This window comes from Lysobacter avium (assembly GCF_015209745.1).
Taxonomy (GTDB): Bacteria; Pseudomonadota; Gammaproteobacteria; order Xanthomonadales; family Xanthomonadaceae; genus Novilysobacter; species Novilysobacter avium.
The window spans coordinates 225,863-247,635 of the sequence record NZ_CP063657.1 but is presented as its reverse complement, the minus strand read 5'-3'; the positions used below and the strand labels follow the sequence as shown (position 1 = coordinate 247,635).

At 69.7% G+C, this 21,773-nt stretch carries 20 protein-coding genes; 12 read left to right on the top strand and 8 right to left on the bottom strand.

Annotation, left to right across the window (positions count from 1 at the left end; genetic code table 11):
- Window positions 1–26 precede the first annotated feature (26 nt).
- Together asnB and INQ42_RS01090 are read left to right on the top strand one after the other, a co-directional pair.
- Window positions 27–1,976 carry an asparagine synthase (glutamine-hydrolyzing) gene (asnB, locus tag INQ42_RS01095; RefSeq protein WP_194034788.1) on the top strand — a complete coding sequence of 650 codons (1,950 nt, stop codon included), beginning with the start codon at window positions 27–29 and terminating at the stop codon, window positions 1,974–1,976.
- A complete protein-coding gene (locus INQ42_RS01090; RefSeq protein ID WP_194034787.1) occupies window positions 1,973–3,097 on the top strand; it encodes a glycosyltransferase family 4 protein in 1,125 nt (374 codons plus the stop codon). Before asnB ends, INQ42_RS01090 begins: the two co-directional genes overlap by 4 nt.
- On the opposite strand, the gene rsmB is transcribed toward INQ42_RS01090, so the two are convergent.
- The 3 genes from rsmB to def all read right to left on the bottom strand — a co-directional run bounded on the left by rsmB (window position 3,080) and on the right by def (window position 5,938).
- Window positions 3,080–4,408 (bottom strand): 16S rRNA (cytosine(967)-C(5))-methyltransferase RsmB, encoded by a 1,329-nt coding sequence (gene rsmB, locus INQ42_RS01085; RefSeq protein ID WP_194034786.1) that lies wholly within the window; start codon window positions 4,406–4,408, stop codon window positions 3,080–3,082. The two genes, INQ42_RS01090 and rsmB, sit on opposite strands and share 18 nt — an antisense overlap.
- Window positions 4,409–4,415: 7 nt before the next feature.
- A complete protein-coding gene (gene fmt / locus INQ42_RS01080; protein WP_194034785.1) occupies window positions 4,416–5,339 on the bottom strand; it encodes a methionyl-tRNA formyltransferase in 924 nt (307 codons plus the stop codon).
- An 86-nt stretch (window positions 5,340–5,425) separates the two neighbouring features.
- Window positions 5,426–5,938, bottom strand: coding sequence for a peptide deformylase (gene def, locus INQ42_RS01075; RefSeq protein WP_194035683.1), 513 nt, complete (start codon window positions 5,936–5,938; stop codon window positions 5,426–5,428).
- Between the two features lie 170 nt (window positions 5,939–6,108).
- Between def and INQ42_RS01070 the strand changes: the two genes are divergently transcribed.
- From INQ42_RS01070 to INQ42_RS01040, 8 genes are all read left to right on the top strand, one after another.
- Window positions 6,109–7,260, top strand: a complete 1,152-nt coding sequence (locus tag INQ42_RS01070) for a LysM peptidoglycan-binding domain-containing protein (RefSeq protein WP_194034784.1) — start codon at window positions 6,109–6,111, stop codon at window positions 7,258–7,260.
- Window positions 7,261–7,355: 95 nt separating this feature from the next.
- Entirely contained in the window at window positions 7,356–8,600 is a 1,245-nt protein-coding gene (dprA, locus tag INQ42_RS01065) for a DNA-processing protein DprA (RefSeq protein WP_194034783.1), read from the top strand.
- 75 nt (window positions 8,601–8,675) lie between these two features.
- On the top strand, window positions 8,676–9,164 hold the full coding sequence (locus tag INQ42_RS01060) for a DUF494 family protein (protein WP_043959646.1): 489 nt from the start codon (window positions 8,676–8,678) through the stop codon (window positions 9,162–9,164).
- Window positions 9,165–9,374: 210 nt separating this feature from the next.
- Window positions 9,375–11,915, top strand: coding sequence for a DNA topoisomerase I (locus tag INQ42_RS01055; RefSeq protein WP_194034782.1), 2,541 nt, complete (start codon window positions 9,375–9,377; stop codon window positions 11,913–11,915).
- Window positions 11,916–11,968: 53 nt separating this feature from the next.
- Complete coding sequence (locus INQ42_RS01050; RefSeq protein WP_228064402.1) at window positions 11,969–12,547, top strand: L-threonylcarbamoyladenylate synthase; 579 nt, start codon at window positions 11,969–11,971, stop codon at window positions 12,545–12,547.
- 46 nt (window positions 12,548–12,593) lie between these two features.
- Window positions 12,594–12,929 (top strand): DUF4124 domain-containing protein, encoded by a 336-nt coding sequence (locus INQ42_RS12845; protein WP_228064401.1) that lies wholly within the window; start codon window positions 12,594–12,596, stop codon window positions 12,927–12,929.
- Entirely contained in the window at window positions 12,839–13,411 is a 573-nt protein-coding gene (locus INQ42_RS01045) for a hypothetical protein (RefSeq protein ID WP_228064513.1), read from the top strand. The genes INQ42_RS12845 and INQ42_RS01045 overlap by 91 nt, the downstream gene beginning before the upstream one ends.
- Window positions 13,408–14,184 (top strand): hypothetical protein, encoded by a 777-nt coding sequence (locus tag INQ42_RS01040; RefSeq protein ID WP_194034780.1) that lies wholly within the window; start codon window positions 13,408–13,410, stop codon window positions 14,182–14,184. Before INQ42_RS01045 ends, INQ42_RS01040 begins: the two co-directional genes overlap by 4 nt.
- An 11-nt stretch (window positions 14,185–14,195) precedes the next feature.
- Here INQ42_RS01040 and alr read toward each other — a convergent pair whose 3' ends face one another.
- A complete protein-coding gene (alr, locus tag INQ42_RS01035) occupies window positions 14,196–15,284 on the bottom strand; it encodes an alanine racemase (protein ID WP_194034779.1) in 1,089 nt (362 codons plus the stop codon).
- Window positions 15,284–16,570 (bottom strand): D-amino acid dehydrogenase, encoded by a 1,287-nt coding sequence (locus tag INQ42_RS01030; protein WP_194034778.1) that lies wholly within the window; start codon window positions 16,568–16,570, stop codon window positions 15,284–15,286. The genes alr and INQ42_RS01030 overlap by 1 nt, the downstream gene beginning before the upstream one ends.
- Before the next feature lie 146 nt (window positions 16,571–16,716).
- Between INQ42_RS01030 and INQ42_RS01025 the strand changes: the two genes are divergently transcribed.
- Window positions 16,717–17,196: a winged helix-turn-helix transcriptional regulator gene (locus INQ42_RS01025; protein WP_194034777.1), complete on the top strand. Its 480-nt coding sequence runs from the start codon at window positions 16,717–16,719 to the stop codon at window positions 17,194–17,196.
- A gap of 23 nt (window positions 17,197–17,219) precedes the next feature.
- On the opposite strand, the gene INQ42_RS01020 is transcribed toward INQ42_RS01025, so the two are convergent.
- Window positions 17,220–17,999 (bottom strand): SDR family oxidoreductase, encoded by a 780-nt coding sequence (locus tag INQ42_RS01020; RefSeq protein ID WP_194034776.1) that lies wholly within the window; start codon window positions 17,997–17,999, stop codon window positions 17,220–17,222.
- A gap of 80 nt (window positions 18,000–18,079) precedes the next feature.
- Between INQ42_RS01020 and INQ42_RS01015 the strand changes: the two genes are divergently transcribed.
- Complete coding sequence (locus INQ42_RS01015) at window positions 18,080–18,310, top strand: hypothetical protein (protein WP_194034775.1); 231 nt, start codon at window positions 18,080–18,082, stop codon at window positions 18,308–18,310.
- Window positions 18,311–18,409: 99 nt separating this feature from the next.
- On the opposite strand, the gene sppA is transcribed toward INQ42_RS01015, so the two are convergent.
- Window positions 18,410–20,296: a signal peptide peptidase SppA gene (sppA, locus tag INQ42_RS01010; RefSeq protein ID WP_194034774.1), complete on the bottom strand. Its 1,887-nt coding sequence runs from the start codon at window positions 20,294–20,296 to the stop codon at window positions 18,410–18,412.
- A gap of 65 nt (window positions 20,297–20,361) precedes the next feature.
- A complete protein-coding gene (locus INQ42_RS01005; RefSeq protein WP_228064464.1) occupies window positions 20,362–21,768 on the bottom strand; it encodes an MATE family efflux transporter in 1,407 nt (468 codons plus the stop codon).
- Window positions 21,769–21,773: the final 5 nt, after the last annotated feature.

The window sequence follows — 21,773 nt, the reverse complement described above, 5'->3', positions numbered from 1 at the left end:
CGCGCGCGGAAGGCTGAGGGCGGCCCATGTGCGGTATCGCCGGCGCCTGGACGCCCGCCCCGCGTGACAGTGCCGAGGACTTGGCTGCGCTGGGCACCCGCATGGGCAGCGCCATCGCCCATCGCGGCCCGGACGACGCCGGCGTCTGGACCGACCCCGCGTCCGGTCTGGTGCTCTCGCACCGCCGCCTGGCGATCGTCGACCTGAGCCCGGAAGGCCACCAGCCGATGGTGTCCGCGGACGAGCGCTGGGTGATCGCCTTCAACGGCGAGATCTACAACCACCGCGAGCTGCGCGCGGAGTTGGGGGCGCTGGGTCACCGCTTCCGCGGCCACTCCGATACCGAGGTCCTGCTTGCCGCCATTGCCCAGTGGGGCGTGCAGGCGGCGCTGGAGCGCGGCAACGGCATGCTCGCGCTGGCCGCCTGGGACCGCCACGAAAAAGTGCTGTGGCTGGCCCGCGACCGGGTCGGCAAGAAGCCGCTGTACTACGGCTGGGCCGATGACGGCAGCTTCGTGTTCGGCAGCGAACTGGCGGCGCTGCGCGCGCATCCGGCGCTGTCGGGCGAGGTCGATCCGGACGCGCTGGCCCTGCTGCTGCGTCTGGACTACATCCCCGTGCCGCACGCGATCCTGCGCGGCGTGCACAAGCTCGCCGCCGGCCGCCTGCTGCGCATCGATGCGGGCACGATGCGCGCCGGCAACAGCAGCTTCGACCCGATCAACGGGCCGGTCAGCTGGTGGAGCAGCCGCGACCGCCAGCGCGCGGCGATCCAGCGCGGTTTCGCCGGCGACGAGACCGCGGCGCTGGCCGAGCTGGATGCGCTGCTCCGCGACGCGACCGCACTGCGCATGGAGGCCGACGTCCCGCTGGGCGCGTTCCTGTCCGGCGGCACCGACTCCTCGCTGGTCACCGCGCTGATGCAGGCGCAGTCCAGCCGCCCGGTGCGCAGCTTCTCGATCGGCTTCGACAACGCCATCCACGACGAGAGCCGCTACGCAGCCGCCGTCGCCCGACATCTGGGCACCGACCACACGCCGCTTCACGTCGACGGCGCCGCCGCGCTCGCCCTGGTGCCGGAGTTGTCAACGATCTTCGACGAGCCCTTCGCCGACTCCTCCCAGGTGCCCACGGCGCTGCTGTGCCGGCTGGCCCGCGAGCACGTGACCGTCGCGCTGTCGGGGGATGGCGGCGACGAGTTGTTCTTCGGCTACGGCCGCTATGCGCGCGCGCTGCGCAACGAGCAGCGCCTGTCCCGCCTGCCGCGTCGCCTGCTGGCCCGGCTCGCCGGCGATCCCGGCGAACGTGCGCGTCTTGGCGGACTGGCGGCACTGCGTGCGGAACTCGCCGCCGGCGACCTCCAGGGGCTGGCGCGGCAACGGGTGACCCGCTGGCGCAGGCCGGAGGACGTGGTGATCGGCGCGCGCCGCCTGCTCACCGCCTACGACGATCCCGCCGCGATGCCCGGCGTCGGCACCGGCGCGGACGCGCTGATGCAACTGGATTTCGCCTGCTACCTGGCCGAGGACATCCTGACCAAGGTCGACCGCGCCAGCATGGCGGTCGCGCTGGAAACCCGCGCGCCGCTGCTGGACTGGCGGGTCGCCGAGTTCGCCTGGTCCCTGCCGCTGTCGATGAAGTGGCACGACGGCGAGCTCAAGCACCTTCCCAAGCGTCTGCTCACGCGCTACCTGCCCAATGACCTGGTCTACCGTCCCAAATCCGGCTTCGGCGCGCCGGTCGGCGACTGGCTGCGCGGCCCGCTGCGCGACTGGGCCGAGGCCCAGCTCGACGAGCGCCGCCTGCGCGCGGAAGGCCACTTCCACCCCGCTCCGATCCGCGCGATCTGGCGCGAATTCCTCGCCGGCCAACGCAAATGGCACACCCACCTCTGGGGCGTGCTGATGTTCCAGGCGTGGTGCGAGTCGCAGGATGAGCGCAGAGCCCGGAAGCCGACGACATCCGGTGATCAATGAAGCTCCTGCTGACCAACTTCCACGACGGCGACGGCGGCGGTCATACGACCTACCTGGCGTCGCTGGCCAAGGGGCTTGCGCCGCGCCGGGAGGTCTCCGTCTGCGTCGCCGCCCCACCCGAAAGCCGCCTGCTGCGCGAGGCCGGCGCGATCCCCGGCGTGGCCACGCTGGCCCAGCCCTTCCCCAATGGTTTGCGCCGGCTGGGGGCGATCCGCCGCGCCCGCGAGGCGCTGGCAGCGCATCTGCGCGAGCATGCGTACGACCTCATCCACGTCAATGGCTCGGCCGACCATCGGCTGGTGCTGGCCGCGATGCGCCGGTTGCCCAGACGACCCCGCCTGCTGCTGACCAAACACAATTCCAAGCCGATGCAGGGCATCGGCCACTGGTGGCGCGCGCGCCGCACCGACCAGGTGATCGCGGTCAGCGACTTCACCCGCCGCGCCCTTGCCAACACCGCCTACGCGCGCTGCCGCCTGGCCACCGTGCACAACGGCATCGATACCGACTACTACGCGCCATGGCCGGCCGACCGCGCGCGCGCGGAACGCGACGCACGCTTTGCCGATTCACCCGCGCTGGTGCTGGGCAGCAATGCCGGCACCGCCGACTACAAGGGCTGGATGGACCTGGTGGAGGCCATCGCGCTGATCCCGGCGGCACAGCGCGAACAGGTGCGCGTGCTGCTGGCAGGGCGTCCGCCGTCGGCCGGCTCGCTGGCGCGGATGGACGCGCTGGGGCTGCGCGGGCAGGTGCATTTCGCCGGCCTGCTGGACGATGTCCGGCCGATGATCGCCGCGATCGACGCCGGCTTCGTGCTGTCCTGGGATGTGGAAACGATCTCCTTCGCCTGCCGGGAGATGATGGCGATGGGCAAGCCGGTGCTGGTCAGCGACTACGCCGGCCTGCCGGAAAATATCCGCCTCGGTGTGGATGGCTGGGTCACGCCGGTGCGTGACGTGCCGGGGATCGCCGCGGCAATCCAGATGCTGCTGGAGCAGCGCGCCACCTTGCCGGCCATGGGCGAGGCGGCACGCGCCCATGCGCTGGAGGAATTCGGCATTGATCGCTTCGTGGACGGCACCGAGGCGGTGTACCGCGAGCTACTCGCCGCCGAGTGAAGCCGGCGCCTTGCGCAGTCGCGCATAGAAGAACCCGTCCATGCCGTCCTCGCCGGGCAGGCGTTGCCGGCCGTGGGCTTCCTGGACCGGCGCGCGGCCGAAGCTTTCGTCCAGCGGCTCGGCGTGCGCATCGGTGGTGCGGGCAAGGAAGCCGGCGATCTGGCGGTCGTTCTCGTCGCGAAGGATCGAGCAGGTCGTGTAGACCAGAGCTCCACCCGGCGCCGCGGTTTGCCACAACGCGTCCAGCAGCCGGCCCTGCAGCGCGACCAGGTTGTCGATGTCGGACTCGCGCCGGTGCAGCAGCACGTCGGGTTGGCGGCGGATGATGCCGGTCGCCGAGCAAGGCGCGTCCAGCACGATGGCATCAAATGGCACGCCGTCCCACCACGCCGCCAGATCGGTGGCGTCGGCCGCCAGCAGCGTGGCATCCGCGCCCAGTTGTACGCGGTCAAGCGTCGCCCGGACATGGCGCAGGCGGCGCCGGTCGATGTCCAGCGCAGTCAGTTCGATGCCCGGTTCACGTTCCAGCAGATGGGCGGCCTTGCCACCGGGCGCGGCGCAGGCGTCCAGCACCCGCATCCGGCCCCGCACCGGCATCGCGTCGATCACGCGCTGCGCGGCGCCGTCCTGCACCGACACCCGGCCTTCGGCAAAGCCGGGCAAGCCGGCGACGGGCACCGGCGCGTCGAGGCGCAGGGCGTCGTCCAGCCCTTCCACCACGGCACCTTCGATTCCCGCTGCGGCCAGCTCGGCGCGATACGCATCGCGAGCGCCCTGTTGGCGATTGACCCGCAGCCACATCGGCGGCGCCTGCTCGCTGGCGTCCAGGATCGACGCGGCGTCTGTAGGCCAGTCGGCCTCGATGCGCGTGCGCAGCCAGCCCGGCCAGTGCGCGTGGGATTCCGAAGCAGGCAGGCCTTCGCGCAGGGCGCGGCGCAACAGGGCGTTGACCATCCCGGCCTGGTGGTCGCGACCAAGTCCTCGCGCCGCCTCAACCGTCGCCGCGACCGCCGCGTGTGCCGGCAGGCCCATCGGGTCGAGCTGGGCGAAACCGACCAGCAGCAGCGCCCGCAGCTCGCGATCGCGACGCGCCAGCGGCCGCGGCATCCACGCCGCCAGTGCCGCGTCGAACCGCGCCGGCTGGCGCAGGACCGCCAGGCAGATTGCCTCCACCAGCGCGCGGTCGCGCGGGTCTTCCAGTTCCTGCTGCGCGCCCGCCAGCTCGGCCTTCAGCGAGCGTCCGTGATGCAGGACGGCGTCCAGCACGCGGGTGGCGGCAATGCGCGGCTGGCTGCCCGGGGTGACGGTCATGGACGCATCAACCGCCGATGACCAGGTCACGGCGCCCGTTGAGATAGTCGGCCGCGGTGATCGCCTTGCCGCCGTCGCGCTGCAGCACGCGCACGCGCAGGCTGCCTTCGCCGCACGCCACGTCGATCCCGTCGCGACCCGCGGCGAGGACGGTGCCCGGCTCCGCGTCGTGCTCTCGCGGCACGGCGACCGCGGCGTGCAGGCGCAGGCGCTCGCCGCCGATCACCGCCTCCGCCATCGGCCACGGATTGAACGCGCGCACCTTGTTGGCCAGCTCGATTGCCGGGCGATTCCAGTCGAGCTTGGCCTCGGCCTTGTCGAGCTTGTGCGCGTAGGTGACGCCGCTCTCGGGCTGCGGCTGCGCTTGCGGACGCAACCCGCCACGCAGCAGGCCCAGGCCGTCAGCCAACACCTGCGCGCCCAGCTCCGCCAGCCGGTCGTGCAACTGGCCGCCGGTTTCATCGGCGCGGATGTCGATGGCCTGCGACAGCAGCACTGGACCGGTGTCGAGGCCCTTCTCCATGCGCATCAGGCACACGCCGGTGCGGGTGTCGGCCGCCTGGATGGCGCGCTGGATCGGCGCCGCACCGCGCCAGCGCGGCAGCAGCGAGGCGTGCACGTTCCAGCACCCCTCGGCGGGGATGTCCAGCACCGACTGCGGCAGGATCAGGCCGTAGGCCACAACCACCAGCAGATCGGGCTCCAATGCAGCCAGTTCGTCGCGCGCGGCGGCGCTGCGGAAGTTCTCCGGCTGGTAGACCGGGATCCCTAAATCCTGCGCCACCCGCTTCACCGGGGAGGGCGCCAGACCACGGCCGCGGCCGGCAGGCCGGTCGGGCTGGGTGTAGACGGCGACGACTTCGTTGCGCTTGGCCGCTGCGCGCAGACTGGGCACGGCGAATTCCGGGGTACCGGCAAAGACGATTCTCATCGGGCCATCTTACAGCCGGGGGTGCCTGCGACCGGGCATGCCTGCACCCCGGCCTGGTCATCCGGCCTGGTCAGCCGGCCGGGGACTCAGGCGGCGTTGCGGCGCGCCTTGGCCAGCTTCTTGCGCACCATCTCGCGCTTCAGCGGAGACAGGTAGTCCACGAACAGCTTGCCCAGCAGATGGTCCATCTCGTGCTGGACGCAGACCGCCAGCAGGCCGTCGCAGTCCAGCTCGAAGGACTCGCCCTCGCGATCCAGTGCCTTGACCGTGATCCGCTCGGCGCGGGTCACCTCGGCAAAGATCCCGGGCACCGACAGGCAACCCTCCTCGTGCACCTCTTCGCCTTCGCTGGCGAGGATCTGCGGGTTGATGAACACCATCGGCGTGTCGTTTTCCTCCGACACATCAATCACCATGAAGCGCTGGTGGACATCCACCTGGCTCGCCGCCAGCCCGATGCCGGGTGCGTCGTACATGGTCTCGAACATGTCATCGAGCAGGCGCTGGAATTCCGGCGATCCGATCTGCGACGGATCGACGTCGGTCGCGACGGTGCGCAGGCGCGGATCGGGAAATTCGAGGATCGGTAACTGGGCCATGGCTCTATAAATGGGGGCGTGGATCACATCCACAAGATACCGGGTCATTATAACGCGGCCGTGGCGGTGCTTTTGCTTGCAATGACGCCATTCATCTGGGATATAGTGAGCCGCCCGCGTCGCTTTATGACGCCCGGGCGCACCTGCATGGGGAATCAGGTATACCTATTATGTTGAAGCCGATCCGCACGGTCGCTACCGCTGCGTTGCTGACAATTGCCACCTTTGCCATGGCCGCCGGGTTGCGCGGGGATCACCCCGACACCTATGTGGTCAAGAAGGGTGACACCTTGTGGGACATCGCCGGAACCTTCCTCCAGAAACCCTGGCTGTGGCCGGAAATCTGGCAGGCCAACCCGCAGGTGGAGAATCCGCACCTCATCTATCCCGGCGACGTATTGTCGCTGGCGTACCTGAACCGCGTCACCGCCCAACCCGGCCCGCGCCAGCTGGCCCCGGTCACCGGCGTTCCGCTGTCGCAGATCGAGCCGTTCCTGAAGGACCTGCGGGTCGTCGATGAAATCGACAGCCTTCCGCACGTCGTCGGCCTGGAAGAGGACCGCCTGCGCAGCGCCAAGGGCCAGGCCGTCTACATCAAGGGCCTGCCGGGCGCCGTCGCCGGCCAGCGCTATGCGGTGGTGCGTCCGACCCAGCGCTACGCCCGCCTGGACCGGACCATGTGCTGCGACATCTTCGATGCCGCCGACCTGGACAACCGCGGCCGGCGCACGATCGATTTCGAGCGCCACTGGACCAACGTGGTCGTGCCCGACCACGGATCGGAAATCCTCGGCTACGAACTGATGCAGCAGGCGACCGGCACGGTTACCCGCGGCGAAGTGGGCGGCATCGAAGCCACCACCATGGTGCTGGACGACAGCGGCCGCGAAGTGCGCATCGGCGATCGCCTGATCCCGGTCGCGGCGCAGCCGTATGACCTGCAGTTCTTCCCGCACCCGCCGCGCCAGCAGTTCGAGTACGGCCGTGCCCGCGTGTTGGCCGTGGCGGACATGCTGCGCACCGGTGGGCCCCGCGACGTGGTCGCCCTGTCGGTCGGCGCCCGTGACGGCGTGGACAACGGCACCGTGTTCTCCGGCTGGCGCGTCGGCAGCGAAGTGGTCGACCGCATGAGCACCGGCAGCGGCTGGGACCGCAGCGAGGACAGCTTCGGGCGCGCCAATCGCGTGCGCCTGCCAGACGAGTTCGCCGGCCACCTGATGGTGTTCCGGACCTTCGACAAGGTCAGCTACGCACTGGTGATGGAGGGCATCCGCCCGATCCAGGTCGGGCACGAACTGAAGCACCCCGACGCGCCGTACTGATCCACCAGCACCGACCCGCGCGCGAGGGGATTCCCTACCGCGATCAACGACGGCACCCGAGGGTGCCGTCGTCGTTTCCGCCCGATGCTCGCGGGATGGACGATTCCGCTGCCCTCGATTCCGCTGCCGCCCCTTCCACGCCGGTCGACCGCAATGACGGCGCGCGCAACCACGCCCTGCTCCGGTTGCTGGATTGCGCCGGTCCCGCCGCGGCCCGGCGCAACCTGCTGACCCAGGCGTCGCCGGAGAACGCACTGGCCGCCGGACCCTCGTTGTGGCGGGCGGTCGGGTTGCAGGCCCGGCAAGTTGCGCAGCTGCAGATGCCGCCCGCCGACGCGGTAGGTCGCTCGATGGACTGGCTGGCGGCGCCGGACCATCACCTGATCGGCTGGGACGATCCGGACTATCCGCCATTGCTGCGGCACGCGCAGAACCCACCCCTCGCCCTGTTCGTCGCCGGCGACCCCGCCCTGCTCTGGCTGCCCGCCGTCGCCATCGTCGGCAGCCGCTCGCCGACGCCGGGCGGGGCGGACAATGCACGCGAGTTCGCCCGCGTATTGGCCGGCCAGGGCCTGATGATCGCCAGCGGCATGGCCGCCGGGGTCGATACCGCCGTCCACGAGTCGACCCTGGGGGCGGGCGGCGACACCGTGGCCGTGCTGGGGACCGGTCCGGACGTTCCCTATCCGCGCGCCAACACCGCGCTGCATGCGCGCATCGCCACGAACGGCGCGGTGGTCAGCGAGCACCTTCCCGGCACCGGCGTGCGCCGCGAGCATTTCCCCAGCCGCAACCGGATCCTCGCCGGGCTCTGCCTGGGGACGCTGGTGATCGAGGCCGCCTATCGCTCCGGCGCACTGATCACCGCCCGTCTGTCGGCCGAATGCGGGCGCGAGGTGATGGCCGTTCCCGGGTCGATCCACAACCCGTTGGCGCGCGGCTGCCACCGCCTGATCCGCGACGGCGCCTGCCTGATCGAGAGCCCGTCGGACGTCGCCGACCTGTTGGCCCCCGCCATCAGCGCGCAGGCCAGCCACTTGCGCGAACGTCTGGCCGCCCCCAGTTCAGGGGAGTCGCCCCGTTCGCGCGACACGCAGCTCCCGCTCGACCCGTCACCGCCGCCGGCCTCCCGCCGCGAATCCGCCCACCCCGCACCACCTAGCCAGAACGACGGTGACCACCACATTTTGTGGCAGGCCCTCGGTCACGACCCTACAGATATGGATCAGCTTGTTCAGCGCACCGGATTGACGCCCGCACGCCTGTCATCCATGCTGCTGCCGCTGGAGCTGGAGGGTCGAGTGGTCGCGCAACACGGCCGCTTCCATCGCCATCGATGATCCGTCGCGTGACGGTTCGACGGTCCCAAGCAACTCCTGACCCACCGCGCCGCCTGCGGCGCAGGCCGAGGGGAAATGAAAGAAAGCATTCTGGATGTCCTGCTGTACCTGTTCGAGCACTACTTCACTGAAGATGCGGACCTCGTCCGCGACCGTGAAAACCTGCAAAGCGGGCCGTTGTTCGAGGAACTCGGCCAGGCAGGCTTCAGCGCTGCCGAGATCAACAAGGCATTTGAGTGGCTGGATGCACTGGCGCGACAGCGGCCGGCGCCCAGTCCCGTGCGCGCGGATCGGCCGACGCGTGTCTACGCAGGGCCCGAGCTGGACCGGCTGGACACCGATTGCCGCGGCTTCCTGCTGTTTCTGGAGCAGCACGGCGTGCTCGACGCGGGCCAGCGTGAGCTGGTGATTGATCGCGCAATGGCGCTGGACCAGCACGAGATCGACCTGGATGACCTGAAATGGGTGGTCCTGATGGTGCTGTTCAACCAGCCTGGAAGCGAGGCGGCGTATGCCTGGATGGAAACCCAGATGTTCGAGGAAGAGCCCGACCCCGTGCATTGAGCGGCGCGACCATTAATACTGTGCGCGCCACGACCGGCCCCGATCCGGTCGTTTGTCGCGGACAAAGCTTGACAGCAGCGCCCGCGGCGTGATTTCACTGGCAACGCAATTCCGGCGTCCGTGCTCCAGCCGCGGGCCTCTGCTTGTTTGTGCTTCCCCCGGCGCTGCCGTCACGGCGCGCACCCGCCCCCCACTACAGGCTCTGCCGCGATGGCCAAGAACCTCCTTATCGTCGAATCGCCCGCCAAGGCCAAGACGATCAACAAATACCTCGGCAAGGACTTCATGGTCCTGGCCTCCTACGGTCACGTGCGTGACCTGATCCCGAAGGAAGGCGCGGTCGATCCCGATGCCAACTTCGCGATGCGCTACGACCTGATCGAGAAGAACCAGAAGCACGTCGAGGCCATCGCCAAGGAAGCCAGGAAGGCCGAGGCCGTGTTCCTGGCAACCGATCCGGATCGCGAGGGTGAGGCGATCAGCTGGCATATCGCCGAGATCCTGCGCGAGCGCGGCCTGCTGGAGGGCAAGCCGCTGAAGCGCGTGGTGTTCACCGAAATCACCCCGCGGGCGATCAACGAGGCGATGGCCAATCCGCGCGACATCGCCAGCGACCTGGTCGATGCGCAGCAGGCGCGCCGCGCGCTGGATTACCTGGTCGGCTTCAATCTGTCCCCGGTGCTGTGGCGCAAGGTCCAGCGCGGCCTGTCCGCCGGACGTGTGCAGTCGCCGGCGCTGCGCATGATCGTCGAGCGCGAGGAGGAGATCGAGGCGTTCAAGGCACGCGAGTACTGGTCGATCGTCGCCGACTGCCTGCACCCCTCGCAGGCCTTCAACGCGCGGCTGATCAAGCTGGACGGCAAGAAGTTCGAGCAGTTCACGATCACCGACGGGGATACCGCCGAGGCCGCCCGCCAGCGCATCGTCGGCGCCGCCGGGGGCGCGCTGCAGGTCACCGACGTGGTCAGCAAGGAGCGCAAGCGCCGCCCGGCCGCTCCCTTCACGACCTCGACCCTGCAGCAGGAGGCCGCGCGCAAGCTCGGCTTCACCACCAAGCGCACCATGCAGGTCGCGCAGAAACTCTACGAGGGCGTCGCCCTGGGTGGCGAAGAAGGCACGGTCGGCCTGATCAGCTACATGCGTACCGACTCGGTCGCCCTGTCGCAGGACGCGGTCGCCGAGATCCGCGACGTGATTGCCCGCGACTACGGCATCGGCGCGGTGCCCGACCAGCCGGTGACCTACAAATCCAAGGCCAAGAACGCGCAGGAAGCCCATGAGGCGGTGCGCCCGACCTCCGCGCTGCGCACGCCCGCGCAGATGGCCAGCTTCCTGGAGGATGACGCGCGCCGCCTGTACGAGCTGATCTGGAAGCGCGCCGTCGCCAGCCAGATGGTCCCGGCCACGCTCAACACCGTCTCGGTCGACCTGGCCGCCGGCGGCGAGCACAGCTTCCGGGTGTCGGGCACCACCGTGATCGACCCCGGCTTCCTGGCCGTGTACGAGGAAGGCAAGGACACCAAGGCCGAGGATGCCGACGACGAGGGCCGCAAGCTGCCGCCGATGAAGACCGGCGACCGCATCCCGCTGCAGCAGGTCAATGCCAACCAGCACTTCACCGAGCCACCGCCGCGTTTCTCGGAAGCCTCGCTGGTGAAGACCCTGGAGGAGTACGGCATCGGCCGGCCGTCCACCTACGCCTCGATCATCGCGACCCTGCTGTTCCGCCAGTACGTCGAGCTGGAAAGCCGCCGCTTCCGTCCCACCGACGTCGGCCGCGCGGTCAGCAATTTCCTCTCCGGCCATTTCACCCGCTACGTGGACTACGACTTCACGGCCAAGCTGGAGGACGAACTGGACGCCGTTTCACGCGGTGAGCAGGACTGGGTGCCGCTGATGGAGCGCTTCTGGACCCCGTTCAAGGAAATGGTCGACGACAAGATGGAGTCGGTCGACCGCAGCCAGGCCACCGGCGCGCGCGAGCTGGGCACCGACCCCAAGACCGGCAAGCCGGTCAGCGTGCGCCTGGGTCGATACGGGCCGTACGCCGCCATCGGCAGCACCGCCGAGGACGCCGAGGACAAGCCCAAGTTCGCCTCGTTGCGGCCCGGCCAGAGCATGCACACCATCAGCCTGGACGATGCGCTGGAGCTGTTCCTGATGCCGCGCCACCTGGGCCAGGACAAGGGCGAGGACGTCAGCGTCGGTATCGGCCGCTTCGGGCCGTTCGCCAAGCGCGGCGCGGTCTACGCATCGCTGAAGAAGGAAGACGACCCGTACAAGGTCGACCTGGCGCGCGCGGTGTTCCTGATCGAGGAGAAGGAAGAGATCGCGCGCAACCGGATCATCAAGGAGTTCGAGGGCAGCGATATCCAGGTGCTCAATGGCCGCTACGGCCCGTACCTGAGTGACGGCAAGCTCAACGGCAAGATCCCCAAGGATCGCGAGCCGGCCTCGCTGACGCTGGAGGAGGTGATCCAGTTGATGGAGGAAACCGGCAAGCCGATGCGCAAGGGCTTTAGCAAGAAGGCAGCCAAGAAGGCGCCGGCGAAGAAGGTGGTCAAGAAGGCGGCGGCCAAGGCCCCGACGAAGAAAGCGACGAAGAAGGCTGCCAAGAAAGCCACCAAGAAGGTAGCGAAAAAGGCCACGAAGAAGGCGGTGAAGAAAGCCCCGGCCAAAAAGGCCACCGGGACGGCGGCGAGCAAATCGGACGCCAAATCGGCGGGAACCACCGACGCGACGGCCGGGTAAGCAGCGCTTGAGCGTCATCGGCGCAATGCGTGGGGCGGAGCATGGGTGAAGACGTGTCCGCCCCTTTTGCCGGCACGCTCTGCGACCTGCAGTCCGTCGTGCGCGCCCTGCGCCAGGGCGGCGTCATCGCCTACCCGACCGAAGCGGTGTGGGGGCTGGGCTGCGATCCCTTCAACCAGGCGGCGGTAGTCAGGCTGCTCGACATCAAGCAGCGCCCGGTCGCAAAGGGGCTGATCCTGATCGCCGGCGCACTGGCGCAGCTGGACGGACTGGTCGACTGGTCCGCGTTGGCAGCGGAGCGCTGCGTTGAGGTGCGGGCCAGCTGGCCCGGTCCGCACACCTGGGTGGTGCCCGCCACCGCCGCCGTCCCGCGGGTGATCACCGGCGATCACGACAGCGTCGCGGTCCGTGTCAGTGCCCACCCGACGGTCGTTGCCCTGTGCGCGGCGTGGGGCGGCGTGCTGGTGTCGACCAGTGCCAACCTGGCCGGCCGACCGCCCGCGACTTGCATCGATCAACTGGACCCGGCGCTGTTGGCCAGGATCGACGGCGTGCTCACCGGCGACGTCGGTGGCCGCGCGACCCCCAGCACGATCCGGGACGCGCGCACGGGCGCGATCCTGCGGGCCTGAACGCACGCCGCTTCCGCCGCGGACCGCGCGCGTGCAAGATGAGGCCATGAAGCCGGCTGCACTCTCCCGCGGTACACAGCTGTTTGCGCTGCTGCTGCTTGCGGCCGGTCTCACGCTGCCAACAGGCGCATGCGCCGACGGCGGCGATGAGCAGGTGACCATCTACCGTTGCACCGACGCCCAAGGCCGGCTGAGCCTGCGCGACTCCCCCTGCCGCCGCGGAGAGCAGCAGGAGATGCGGGGAATGCAACGCCCGCAGGACCCGCCACCGCCACCCCCAGCGCGACCGCGGTGCCCCCGCCGACCATTGTCGTCTCCCGCGGACCCGAGCCGGCTCCGGCGCCCGCCCGGTCAGCGCCGCCATCGGTCTATCGCTGCGTAACGCCCGATGGCGAGCAATACACCAGCGACTCGCCCGATGGAAACCCGCGCTGGGTGCCGCTGTGGACGCTGGGCTATCCGGTGCTCGTCGGTCCCGGCTACGGCCATCAGCCGGGATATTACCCGTCGCCGCCGGTGAGGCCGGCCGCCGGCACGGGTTACGGAAGCGCCACCGTCCCCAGCGCTGGTGATGGGCGTCCCCGATTCAAGTTCGACAGTGTCGGTCGGCCCACCCCCTTGCCCTCCAGCAGCCAACCCGGCGTGCCCGACCGCCTGCCCACGGGCGGCATCATCCAAGGACCGGGCACATGGATCCGCGACGCCTGCGTGCAGATCCCGCAGGCGGAGGTCTGCGCGGACCTCCGCGATCGTCGTACGGCCCTGACCCGTCGCTACAACAGCGCGCTGCAAAGCGAGCGCCGGCAGATCGATGCCGAGAAGCGCCGCATCGATGAGCGCCTGGACAGCGGGTGCCGGCGGTGACCCGCGCGCGGCTGATTGCATTCGTGCTCGGCGTGGCCTGCACGATCACCTTGACGGCGGCGCCCGCCACGGCCCAGGACGCGGTGGTGATCTACCGCTGCACCGATGCCGGAGGCGCGGTCAGCGTGCAGAACGACATCCCCTGCCCCAAGGGCAGCCAGCAGCAGCGCCGGGTGATGGAGACCGCCGCGCCGGCCTCCAGCCCTGTAATGGCAGCGCCGCCGACACCGCCGTCGCCCGCGCCAACGGCACCGCGAACGTCGACCGGTTCCGTCTTGCCGGCTTTGGTCGCCATGCCCGCGGTGCCGGAGTCCTTTCCTGACGGCATGTCGCCCGGCGCCGATTCGGCCGGCGCGTTGCCTGACCCAAAGGATGGCAACGTCGCGGCCAATTACAGCGGCACGCCCGGGGCCGCTGCTGAGGTCGCCGATGCCACGCCCGCCGACCCGCCGCCCGCACTCTTCAGTTGCCGCACCTGGGACCGCCAGGAGTATTTCAGTGATGACCCGGTCCCGACCCGTCGCTGCGCGCCGCTGCGGGTGTCCGGGCTGGACGGCAGCGCCGGAGGTGGCCAGGCAGCGGCCTGCGAGTACGTGACCGACACCTGCGCCGCGGTCCCCGAAGCCAGCCTATGCAAGCAGTGGCATCAGCACGCGCATGACACCCGGGCCAGGTTGCTGTTTGGTCGCGCCGAGGATCCGGCGGCGACCCGCATCGACCTGGAGCGGATCGAGGCGCTCATCCACGCCAGCACCTGCCGCGGCGCAGACTGAGGGCGCGGCCCTTACTCGCCGAGGTAGGTCCGGGGCACGCGCTTGAGGCCGCACAGCAGCCGGTACGCGCTGGTCGCGCCGCGCTCGGTGAGGTCGCTGGCACGCACGTGGTTGCCCCACAGCTCGACGCGGCTGCCCATGCCGGCCCCCGGATGGCCCTCCAGGTCGACGGTCAGCATGTCCATCGACACGCGGCCGATCAGCTGCCCGGGCCGGCCGTCGATCCACACCGGGGTCCCGTTGGGCGCGAACTGCGGGTAGCCGTCCGCATAGCCGATCGCGACCACGCCAACGCGCGTCGGGCGTTCGGTGACGAAGCGCGCGCCGTAGCCAACCGGCTCGCCGGCCGCCAGCTCGCGCACGGCGATGATTTCCGATTCCAGCGTCATCACCGGTCGCAGACGGTCGGCCACCGGATGCGGATTGGCGAAGGGCGAGGCGCCGTACAGCATCAGGCCGGGCCGGGCGAACTGGGCGCGGGTCGCCGGCCAGCCGAGCAGGGCCGGCGAGTTGGCGACACTCGCCGTCAGCTCCGTGCCGCCGGCGCCCTGGCCCGAGATGACCCGCTGGAACGTCGCGAGTTGCTCCGCGGTACGCGCACTGTCGAGCTCGTCGGCGCGCGCGAAGTGCGTCATCGCCACCACGTCGGCGACCTGCGGCAGTGCCTGCAGGCGGCGCAGGCAGTCTCGGTATTGCTCCGGCGCGAGGCCGAGCCGGTGCATTCCGGTATCCAGCTTCAGCCACACGGTCAGTGGCCGGGTCAGGCGCGCGCGCTCGATGGCATCGATCTGCCATGTCGCCTGGACCACACACCACAGATCGTGGCGGTCGATCAGGGCGAGCTCGTCGGCGGCGAAGAAGCCCTCAAGCAGCAGGATCGGCGCCCGGATGCCGGCCTCTCGCAGTTCCAGCGCCTCCTCGATGCACGCTACGCCGAAGCCGTCGGCCTCCGGCTCCAGCGCACGCGCACAACGCACGGCGCCGTGCCCGTAGGCATCGGCCTTGACCACGGCGAGCGCCTTGTGCCCGCCCAGCTCTCGCGCCAGCCGGTAGTTGTGGCGCAGCGCATCCAGGTCGATGAAAGCGCGTGCCGGACGCATCAGGCGCGTGCTCCGGACGGGGCCACGCGGCTACGCCCGTAGCGCGAGATGTCCAGACCTTCGCTGCTGATGCGTGGCGCCTGGTCCGCCATCAGGTCGGCCAGGTAGCGCCCCGAACCGCAGGCCATCGTCCAGCCCAGGGTGCCGTGGCCGGTATTGAGGTACAGGTTGTCCAGGGCGCTGGGCCCGACCACCGGGGTGCCGTCGGGCGTCGCCGGGCGCAAGCCGGTCCAGAACTCCGCCCGGGCCAGGTCGCCGCCATGCGGGTAGAGATCGTTGACGACCTTCTCCAGCGTCCGCCGGCGGCGCGGATTGAGGCTCAGGTCGAACCCGGCCAGCTCCGCCATCCCGCCCACCCGGATGCGCTCATCAAAACGGGTGATGGCAACCTTGTAGCTCTCGTCCAGCACGGTCGAGGTCGGCGACATCGCGGCATCGGTGATCGGCAGGGTCAGCGAGTAACCCTTCAGAGGGTAGACCGGCAGGTCGATCCCCAGCGGGCCCAGCATTGGCGTCGAATAGCTGCCCATCGCCACGACATAGCGATCCGCGCGCTCAATGCGGCCGTCGATACTCACCCCGGTCACCGTCCCGCCGGATGCCTCGATCCGGTCAACCGTCGCGCCAAAGCGAAACTCCACCCCGGCGTCCTCAGCCATCGCCGCCAGCCGGCGGGTGAACAGCTCGCAATCGCCGGTCTCGTCATGCGGCAGGCGCAGCGCGCCGACCAGCGAGTCGACCACTCCGGCCAGCGCCGGCTCCACGCGCACGATGCCGTCGCGGTCGAGCAACTCGTAGGGCACGCCGTATTCCTCCAGGACCGCGATGTCCTTGGCGGCGTCATCGAGTTGGGCCTGCTTGCGGAACAGCTGCACCGTGCCGAGCTGGCGTCCTTCGTAGTCGATGCCGGTGCTGGCGCGCAGCTCGTCCAGGCAATCGCGGCTGTACTCCGACAGTCGCACCATGCGCGCCTTGTTGACCGCGTACCGATCGGCGGTGCAGTTGCGCAGCATCTGCAGCATCCACACGTACTGGCGCGGATCCAGACCCGGCTTGATGGCAAGCGGCGCGTGACGCGAGAACAGCCACTTGAACGCCTTCAGCGGAATGCCCGGCGCGGCCCACGGCGAGGCGTAACCCGGCGAGATCTGGCCCGCGTTGGCGAAGCTGGTCTCCTGCGCGGGCGCGGGCTCGCGATCGACGACCGTCACCTCGAAACCCGCCTGCGCGAGATACCACGCGCTGCATGTCCCGATGACGCCACTGCCCAGAATCAGTACCCGCATGTCCGCTCGTCCACCCAGCCGCCTGCCCGCCGACGGGGGCGGGATCCCAGGCGGGGAGTATAGGAACGAAGCGCCGGGCATGTGGCCTGTAATTTTGGCCACATACAGGCAGAATCACTGCCATTCACCCTTCCAACGGGAAGCCCATGGCTGCAGATGCGCGGCAACTGGACAAAATCGACCGCAAGATCCTGCGCGTGCTGCAACAGGACGGGCGGATCTCGTTCACCGAGCTGGGCGAGCGCGTCGGGTTGTCGACCAGTCCGTGCACCGAGCGCGTCCGCCGGCTGGAGCGCGACGGCGTCATCACCGGCTACCACGCGCGCCTGGATCCCCATCTGGTGGGCGCGGACCTGCTGGTGTTCGTGGAGATCAGCCTGGCCTACAAGTCCGGCGACGTGTTCGAGGAGTTCCGCAACGCCGCGCTGCGTCTGCCCAACGTGCTGGAGTGCCACCTGGTGTCAGGCGACTTCGACTACCTGATCAAGGCGCGCATTTCGGAAATGGCGTCGTACCGCAAGCTGCTGGGCAGCACCCTGCTGACCATGCCGCATGTGCGCGACTCCAAGAGCTACATCGTCATGGAGGAGGTCAAGGAGACGCTGACCCTCCCGCTGGACGGCTGAATCGCCGACACGCGTATCCCGGCTCAGAACCCGTAACGCAAGAACCCGCCGTCCACGGCGATGCACTCGCCGGTGACGTAACTGGCCGCGGGCAGGCACAGGAAGGCGACGGCGGCGGCGACCTCCTCGGGCTCGCCGATCCGGCCCAGCGGCGTGCGCTCGAGCACCTCGTCCAGGTAGTCCGCATCGGCCAGCGCACCGGACGTACGGCGGGTACGGATGTACCAGGGGGCGACCGCATTGACCCGGATGCCGTCCTCGGCCCATTCCACCGCCAGGTTGCGGGTCATCTGGTGCATCGCGGCCTTGCTCATGCCGTAGGGCGCCCCGGTGCGCACGTGGGTCAGTCCCGACACGCTGCCCACGTTGACGATGCTGGAGGCGGCGTGCCGGGTCAGCAGCGGGTGCAGGTGGCGCGAGAGCTCGAAGGCGGCGAACACGTTGACCTCGAAGATCGCCCGCCACTCCGCATCGTCGTAGTCCGCGGCCAGGCGGCTGACGTTGGTGCCGGCGTTGTTGACCAGGATGTGCAGGCCGCCATCGCCTTCCTGCTCGACCCACTCCAGCAGCTCACGACGATCCTCGTCGATGCCCACGTCACCGGCGAATACCTGCACGTCGCGCTGCGGAAAATCCTCCAGCAGCTCGCTGCGGGCATCGTCCAGCGCGCCGCCATCGCGCGCGGCGAGCAGCACGTCGGCGCCCAGGCCCAGCAACTCGCGGGCGATCGCCCGGCCGATGCCGGCACTGCCGCCGGTGACCAGTGCCAGCTGCCCGTCAAGGCGCCATCGCTTGGGATCCATGTGTGTGCTCCTGTGGCCGCCAGCCGCGGCCCTCGACCCGGCGCGCTAGGATAACCCCCGGGCCCCAGGAGGACACGACGATGCGGGACAAGCCGACCATCCTGCTTTCAAGCTGCGCGATGCTGTTGCTGCTGGCCGCGTGCAACCGGCCGCCGGTGGAACCGGAACAGCCGCCTGAGCCCAGGGCCGCGGGCCACAGCGCGGCCAGCCGCGCGCTGCATGAACCGCTGGACAAGGCCAAGGCGGTGGAAGACGCCACTTTGAAGGCGGCCGAAGCACAACGTCAGGCGATCGAGGCAGCGGGCGGCTGACAGGCCGTCGGTCAGCCCCCGCTACGGCGGCGCTCAAATCCACTCAGGCCGTCGACGACCCGATCGGTCCGCCGAAAGCCTTCATGACCGCAGGAGCGATTAATCCAGCGCGCAGAAGCAGTAGGCGAGCGCCTTCACCGGCACGCCCGCGGTCGGGGTGATGGCGTCTTCCAGCAGCTTCAGGTCGGCCCGGGTGGCCGGCAGCGCGCGCGCGACCAGCCCGCGGGCGATGTCGGAATCGCGCAGCAGCAGGCCGGCCAGGCGGGTTTCGGCGAAACCGCCGAACCACTGCTCAAACGGGGTGCCGGTCTTCTCCACGTAGGTGACCGCGTAGTCGCCCTCGTCCAGCTCGACCCGCTTGGCCGCGTCCACGATCGCCGACTTGAGATCGCCCAGCTCGTCGACCAGGCCGCGGTCCTTGGCCTGGGCACCGCTCCAGACGCGGCCACGGGCGATCTCGTCGACGCCGTCGACCGGCTTGCCGCGCGCGTCGGCAACCTTGCCGATGAAGTCGCGGTAGCCCTTGTCGATGACCGACTGGATGACCTTTCCGACCTCCGGATCCAGCGGCCGGCTGATGTCGAAAGCGCCGGCCAGCGGGGTGGTGCCGACGCCGTCGGTGTGGATGCCGATCTTGTCCAGCGCGCGCGGGATGGTCGGGATCATGCCGAAGATGCCGATCGAGCCGCTGATGGTGGAGGCGTCGGCGTAGATGCGGTCGGCGTTCATGCTGATCCAGTAACCGCCCGAGGCGGCCAGGTCGCCCATCGAGACCACCACCGGCTTGCCGGCGGCCTGCAGGGCCACGACCTCGCGGCGGATCTGCTCGGAGGCGAACACTTCGCCGCCGGGCGAGTTGACCCGCAGCACGACCGACTTCACCTCATCGTCGTCGCGCGCCTGGCGCAGCAGGGCGGAGGTTGAATCACCACCGATCGTGCCCGGCGGCTGGTCGCCCCCGGTGATCGACCCGGCGGCGACCACGACGGCGACCTTCGGCCGGCGGTCCGGGGAAAGCTTGCGCGCGGTGTCCAGATGGGTCAGGTAGCCGTCCATCGAGACGCGGCGGAACCCGCCCTCGGCATCGGCATCGGCCACGCCGCGCTCGACCAGTTCGTCCTGCACCTGCTCGCGCGTCTTCAGGCCGTCGACCAGCCTGTGCTGCAGCGCGTACTCGGCCAGATCGCCGTTCACCGCGGCAATGCCTTCGGGCAGCAGGTTGATGTCGGCGGCGATCGCCGCCGGATCCTGCTTGCGCGCGCGGCCGACGTCGGCCAGGAAGCGCTGCCAGAGGTCGTTCATCCAGTACAGGTCGGCTTCCTTGGACTCCGGCGAGGCGGCATCCAGCACATACGGTTCGGCGGCCGACTTGAACTCGCCGACCTTGAACAGGTGGACGTCCACGCCAAGCTTGTCCTGCAGCCCCTCGCGGTAGTACTGGCGGTAGCGTCCCAGCCCCTCCAGCAACAGCCCGCCCATCGGGTCCAGGTAGATCTCGTCGGCCTCCGCGGCGATCAGGTAGTTGGACTGGTCCATGCCTTCGGAGAAGGCGACCACCTGCTTGCCGCCGGCGCGCACGCGCGCCACCGCGGCGGCGATTTCCCGGCGCGAGGCCATGCCGCCGCCGGACAGCCGGTCCAGCTGCAGGACCACGCGCTCGATGCGCTTGTCTTCCCCGGCCCTGTCCAGGGTCCGGACCACGTCACGCAGCTGGATCTCACCGCCCTTGGAACCCATCGCCTTGAGAAAGGCGCGGGTAGCCTGGTCGGCACTGAACTGCTCCACCAGCCGGCCTTCCGGCGCGATCACCAGGGTGGTGCGCTCCAGCAGCGGCTCGGTGCGATCGCCGCTGCCGATGGCTGCCAGGATAATGAACAGCAAGGCGAAAAAAAGCAGGTTGAAGATCAACCGGCGGGTGAAATTCATCGCGTCCCACAAGCCGATGAAGAAACGCGCGATCGGGCCGCGGCGCTGGACCTGGTTCATTGCAGACACTCCATGACGATTTTGCGAGGGTAACCGCTGGGGCGGCGGTATACATCCACCATTGGTCACCCCGGCAACGTACTCGCGCCCGGCAACAGGGCGCGCAGGTGACGGTCGCGGCTGGACCGCCAGAAGCGCCAGCCCATCAGCACCGAGGCCACGCAGAGCCCGCCGATCAGACCCAGCCACATCCCGCGCGGGCCCATCGCAGGGGTCAGCCCGCCGACGCCCAGGCCCAGCACCGCGCCCAGCGGCATGCCCACGCCCCAGTACGCGAACGCGGCGATCAGCATCGGCACCCGGGTATCACGCAGACCGCGCAGCGCACCGGCTGCAATGACCTGGATGCCATCGGGGAACTGGAACGCCGCGGCGTACAGCAGCAGCGCGGCTGCCAGCGCCGCGACCTGAGCATCGCCGGTATAGAAGCCCACCACCACCTGGTTGCCCAGCAGCAGGGCGAGCGCCGACAGCGCCTGGGTGCCCAGCACGATGATGAAACCCGCCCAGGCCGCGCGGCGCACGGCGGTCGGATCGCCGCGGCCCACGGCGTGTCCCACCCGGACGGTGGTCGCCTCGGCCAGGCCCAGCGGAATCATGTAGCAGAGACTCGCAACATTGATCGCGATCTGGTGCGCCGCCACCGGCACCTCGCCGAGTCGGCCGATCAGCAGCGCGGTGGTGATGAACAGGCCGCCTTCCATCGCCACGGTGACCCCGATCGGCAGGCCCGTGTGCAGCAGGCTGCGGATCGGTACCCACTGCGGGGCGTCCCAGCGGGCGAACAGACGCAAGCCGGCGAAACGGCGCGCACGCCGCAGGTAGAGCATGAACGCCAGCGCCTGGGCCCACATCATCAGCGCCGATGCCACTCCCAGCCCGCCCGCGCCGCGGCCCGGCATTCCGCCAACGCCGTAGGTCAGGGCGAAGCCCAACGGCACCAGCAGTACCAGTCCACCGAAGCCGAACAGCATCGTGGGCAGGGTCCAGTGCAGGCCGTCGCAGAGGTAGCGCATGCACAGGTAGAACGTCAGCGCCGGTACGCCCCAGCGGATGCCGTGGAGGAAGTCGCGCGCGCCATCGCGGATGCCGGGAGCGATCCCCATCGGTTCCAGGGCGAGCCCGGCGACGCTGAGAAATGCGAACAGTGCCAGCCCCAGACCCAGGGCCAGCCACAAGGCCTGTCGGAACAGGGCGCCAATCTCGTCACGACGACCGCTGCCGTCCAGCTGCGAGACCGCCGGCGGCAGCGACATCAAGGTCCCCATCGGCACCATCATCGGCAGCCAGAACAGCGCCGTGCCGACCGAGACCGCGGCGAGAGTGGCGGTGCCGTGGTGGCCGGCGATCACGCTGTCAACGAAGCCGATCAGGCCGGTGGAGACATGGCCCAGCACCAGCGGCGCGGCCAGCAGGCCGGTGCGGCCGACCTCGGTCGCAAGGCGCGCCGACGGCAAGGCTGCAACGGGGATTGCAT

Excerpts from the sequence above, each read along its gene's own strand:
- def (WP_194035683.1), bottom strand. The coding sequence starts at position 5,938 with ATGGCCCAGTTACCGATCCTCGAATTTCCCGATCCGCGCCTGCGCACC.
- INQ42_RS01030 (WP_194034778.1), bottom strand. The coding sequence starts at position 16,570 with ATGCGGGTACTGATTCTGGGCAGTGGCGTCATCGGGACATGCAGCGCG.
- INQ42_RS01020 (WP_194034776.1), bottom strand. The coding sequence starts at position 17,999 with ATGGATCCCAAGCGATGGCGCCTTGACGGGCAGCTGGCACTGGTCACC.
- INQ42_RS01055 (WP_194034782.1), top strand. The coding sequence starts at position 9,375 with ATGGCCAAGAACCTCCTTATCGTCGAATCGCCCGCCAAGGCCAAGACG.
- dprA (WP_194034783.1), top strand. The coding sequence starts at position 7,356 with ATGGACGATTCCGCTGCCCTCGATTCCGCTGCCGCCCCTTCCACGCCG.
- fmt (WP_194034785.1), bottom strand. The coding sequence starts at position 5,339 with ATGAGAATCGTCTTTGCCGGTACCCCGGAATTCGCCGTGCCCAGTCTG.
- INQ42_RS01070 (WP_194034784.1), top strand. The coding sequence starts at position 6,109 with ATGTTGAAGCCGATCCGCACGGTCGCTACCGCTGCGTTGCTGACAATT.
- INQ42_RS01090 (WP_194034787.1), top strand. The coding sequence starts at position 1,973 with ATGAAGCTCCTGCTGACCAACTTCCACGACGGCGACGGCGGCGGTCAT.
- INQ42_RS01015 (WP_194034775.1), top strand. The coding sequence starts at position 18,080 with ATGCGGGACAAGCCGACCATCCTGCTTTCAAGCTGCGCGATGCTGTTG.
- rsmB (WP_194034786.1), bottom strand. The coding sequence starts at position 4,408 with ATGACCGTCACCCCGGGCAGCCAGCCGCGCATTGCCGCCACCCGCGTG.
- INQ42_RS12845 (WP_228064401.1), top strand. The coding sequence starts at position 12,594 with ATGAAGCCGGCTGCACTCTCCCGCGGTACACAGCTGTTTGCGCTGCTG.
- sppA (WP_194034774.1), bottom strand. The coding sequence starts at position 20,296 with ATGAACCAGGTCCAGCGCCGCGGCCCGATCGCGCGTTTCTTCATCGGC.
- INQ42_RS01060 (WP_043959646.1), top strand. The coding sequence starts at position 8,676 with ATGAAAGAAAGCATTCTGGATGTCCTGCTGTACCTGTTCGAGCACTAC.
- alr (WP_194034779.1), bottom strand. The coding sequence starts at position 15,284 with ATGCGTCCGGCACGCGCTTTCATCGACCTGGATGCGCTGCGCCACAAC.
- INQ42_RS01025 (WP_194034777.1), top strand. The coding sequence starts at position 16,717 with ATGGCTGCAGATGCGCGGCAACTGGACAAAATCGACCGCAAGATCCTG.
- asnB (WP_194034788.1), top strand. The coding sequence starts at position 27 with ATGTGCGGTATCGCCGGCGCCTGGACGCCCGCCCCGCGTGACAGTGCC.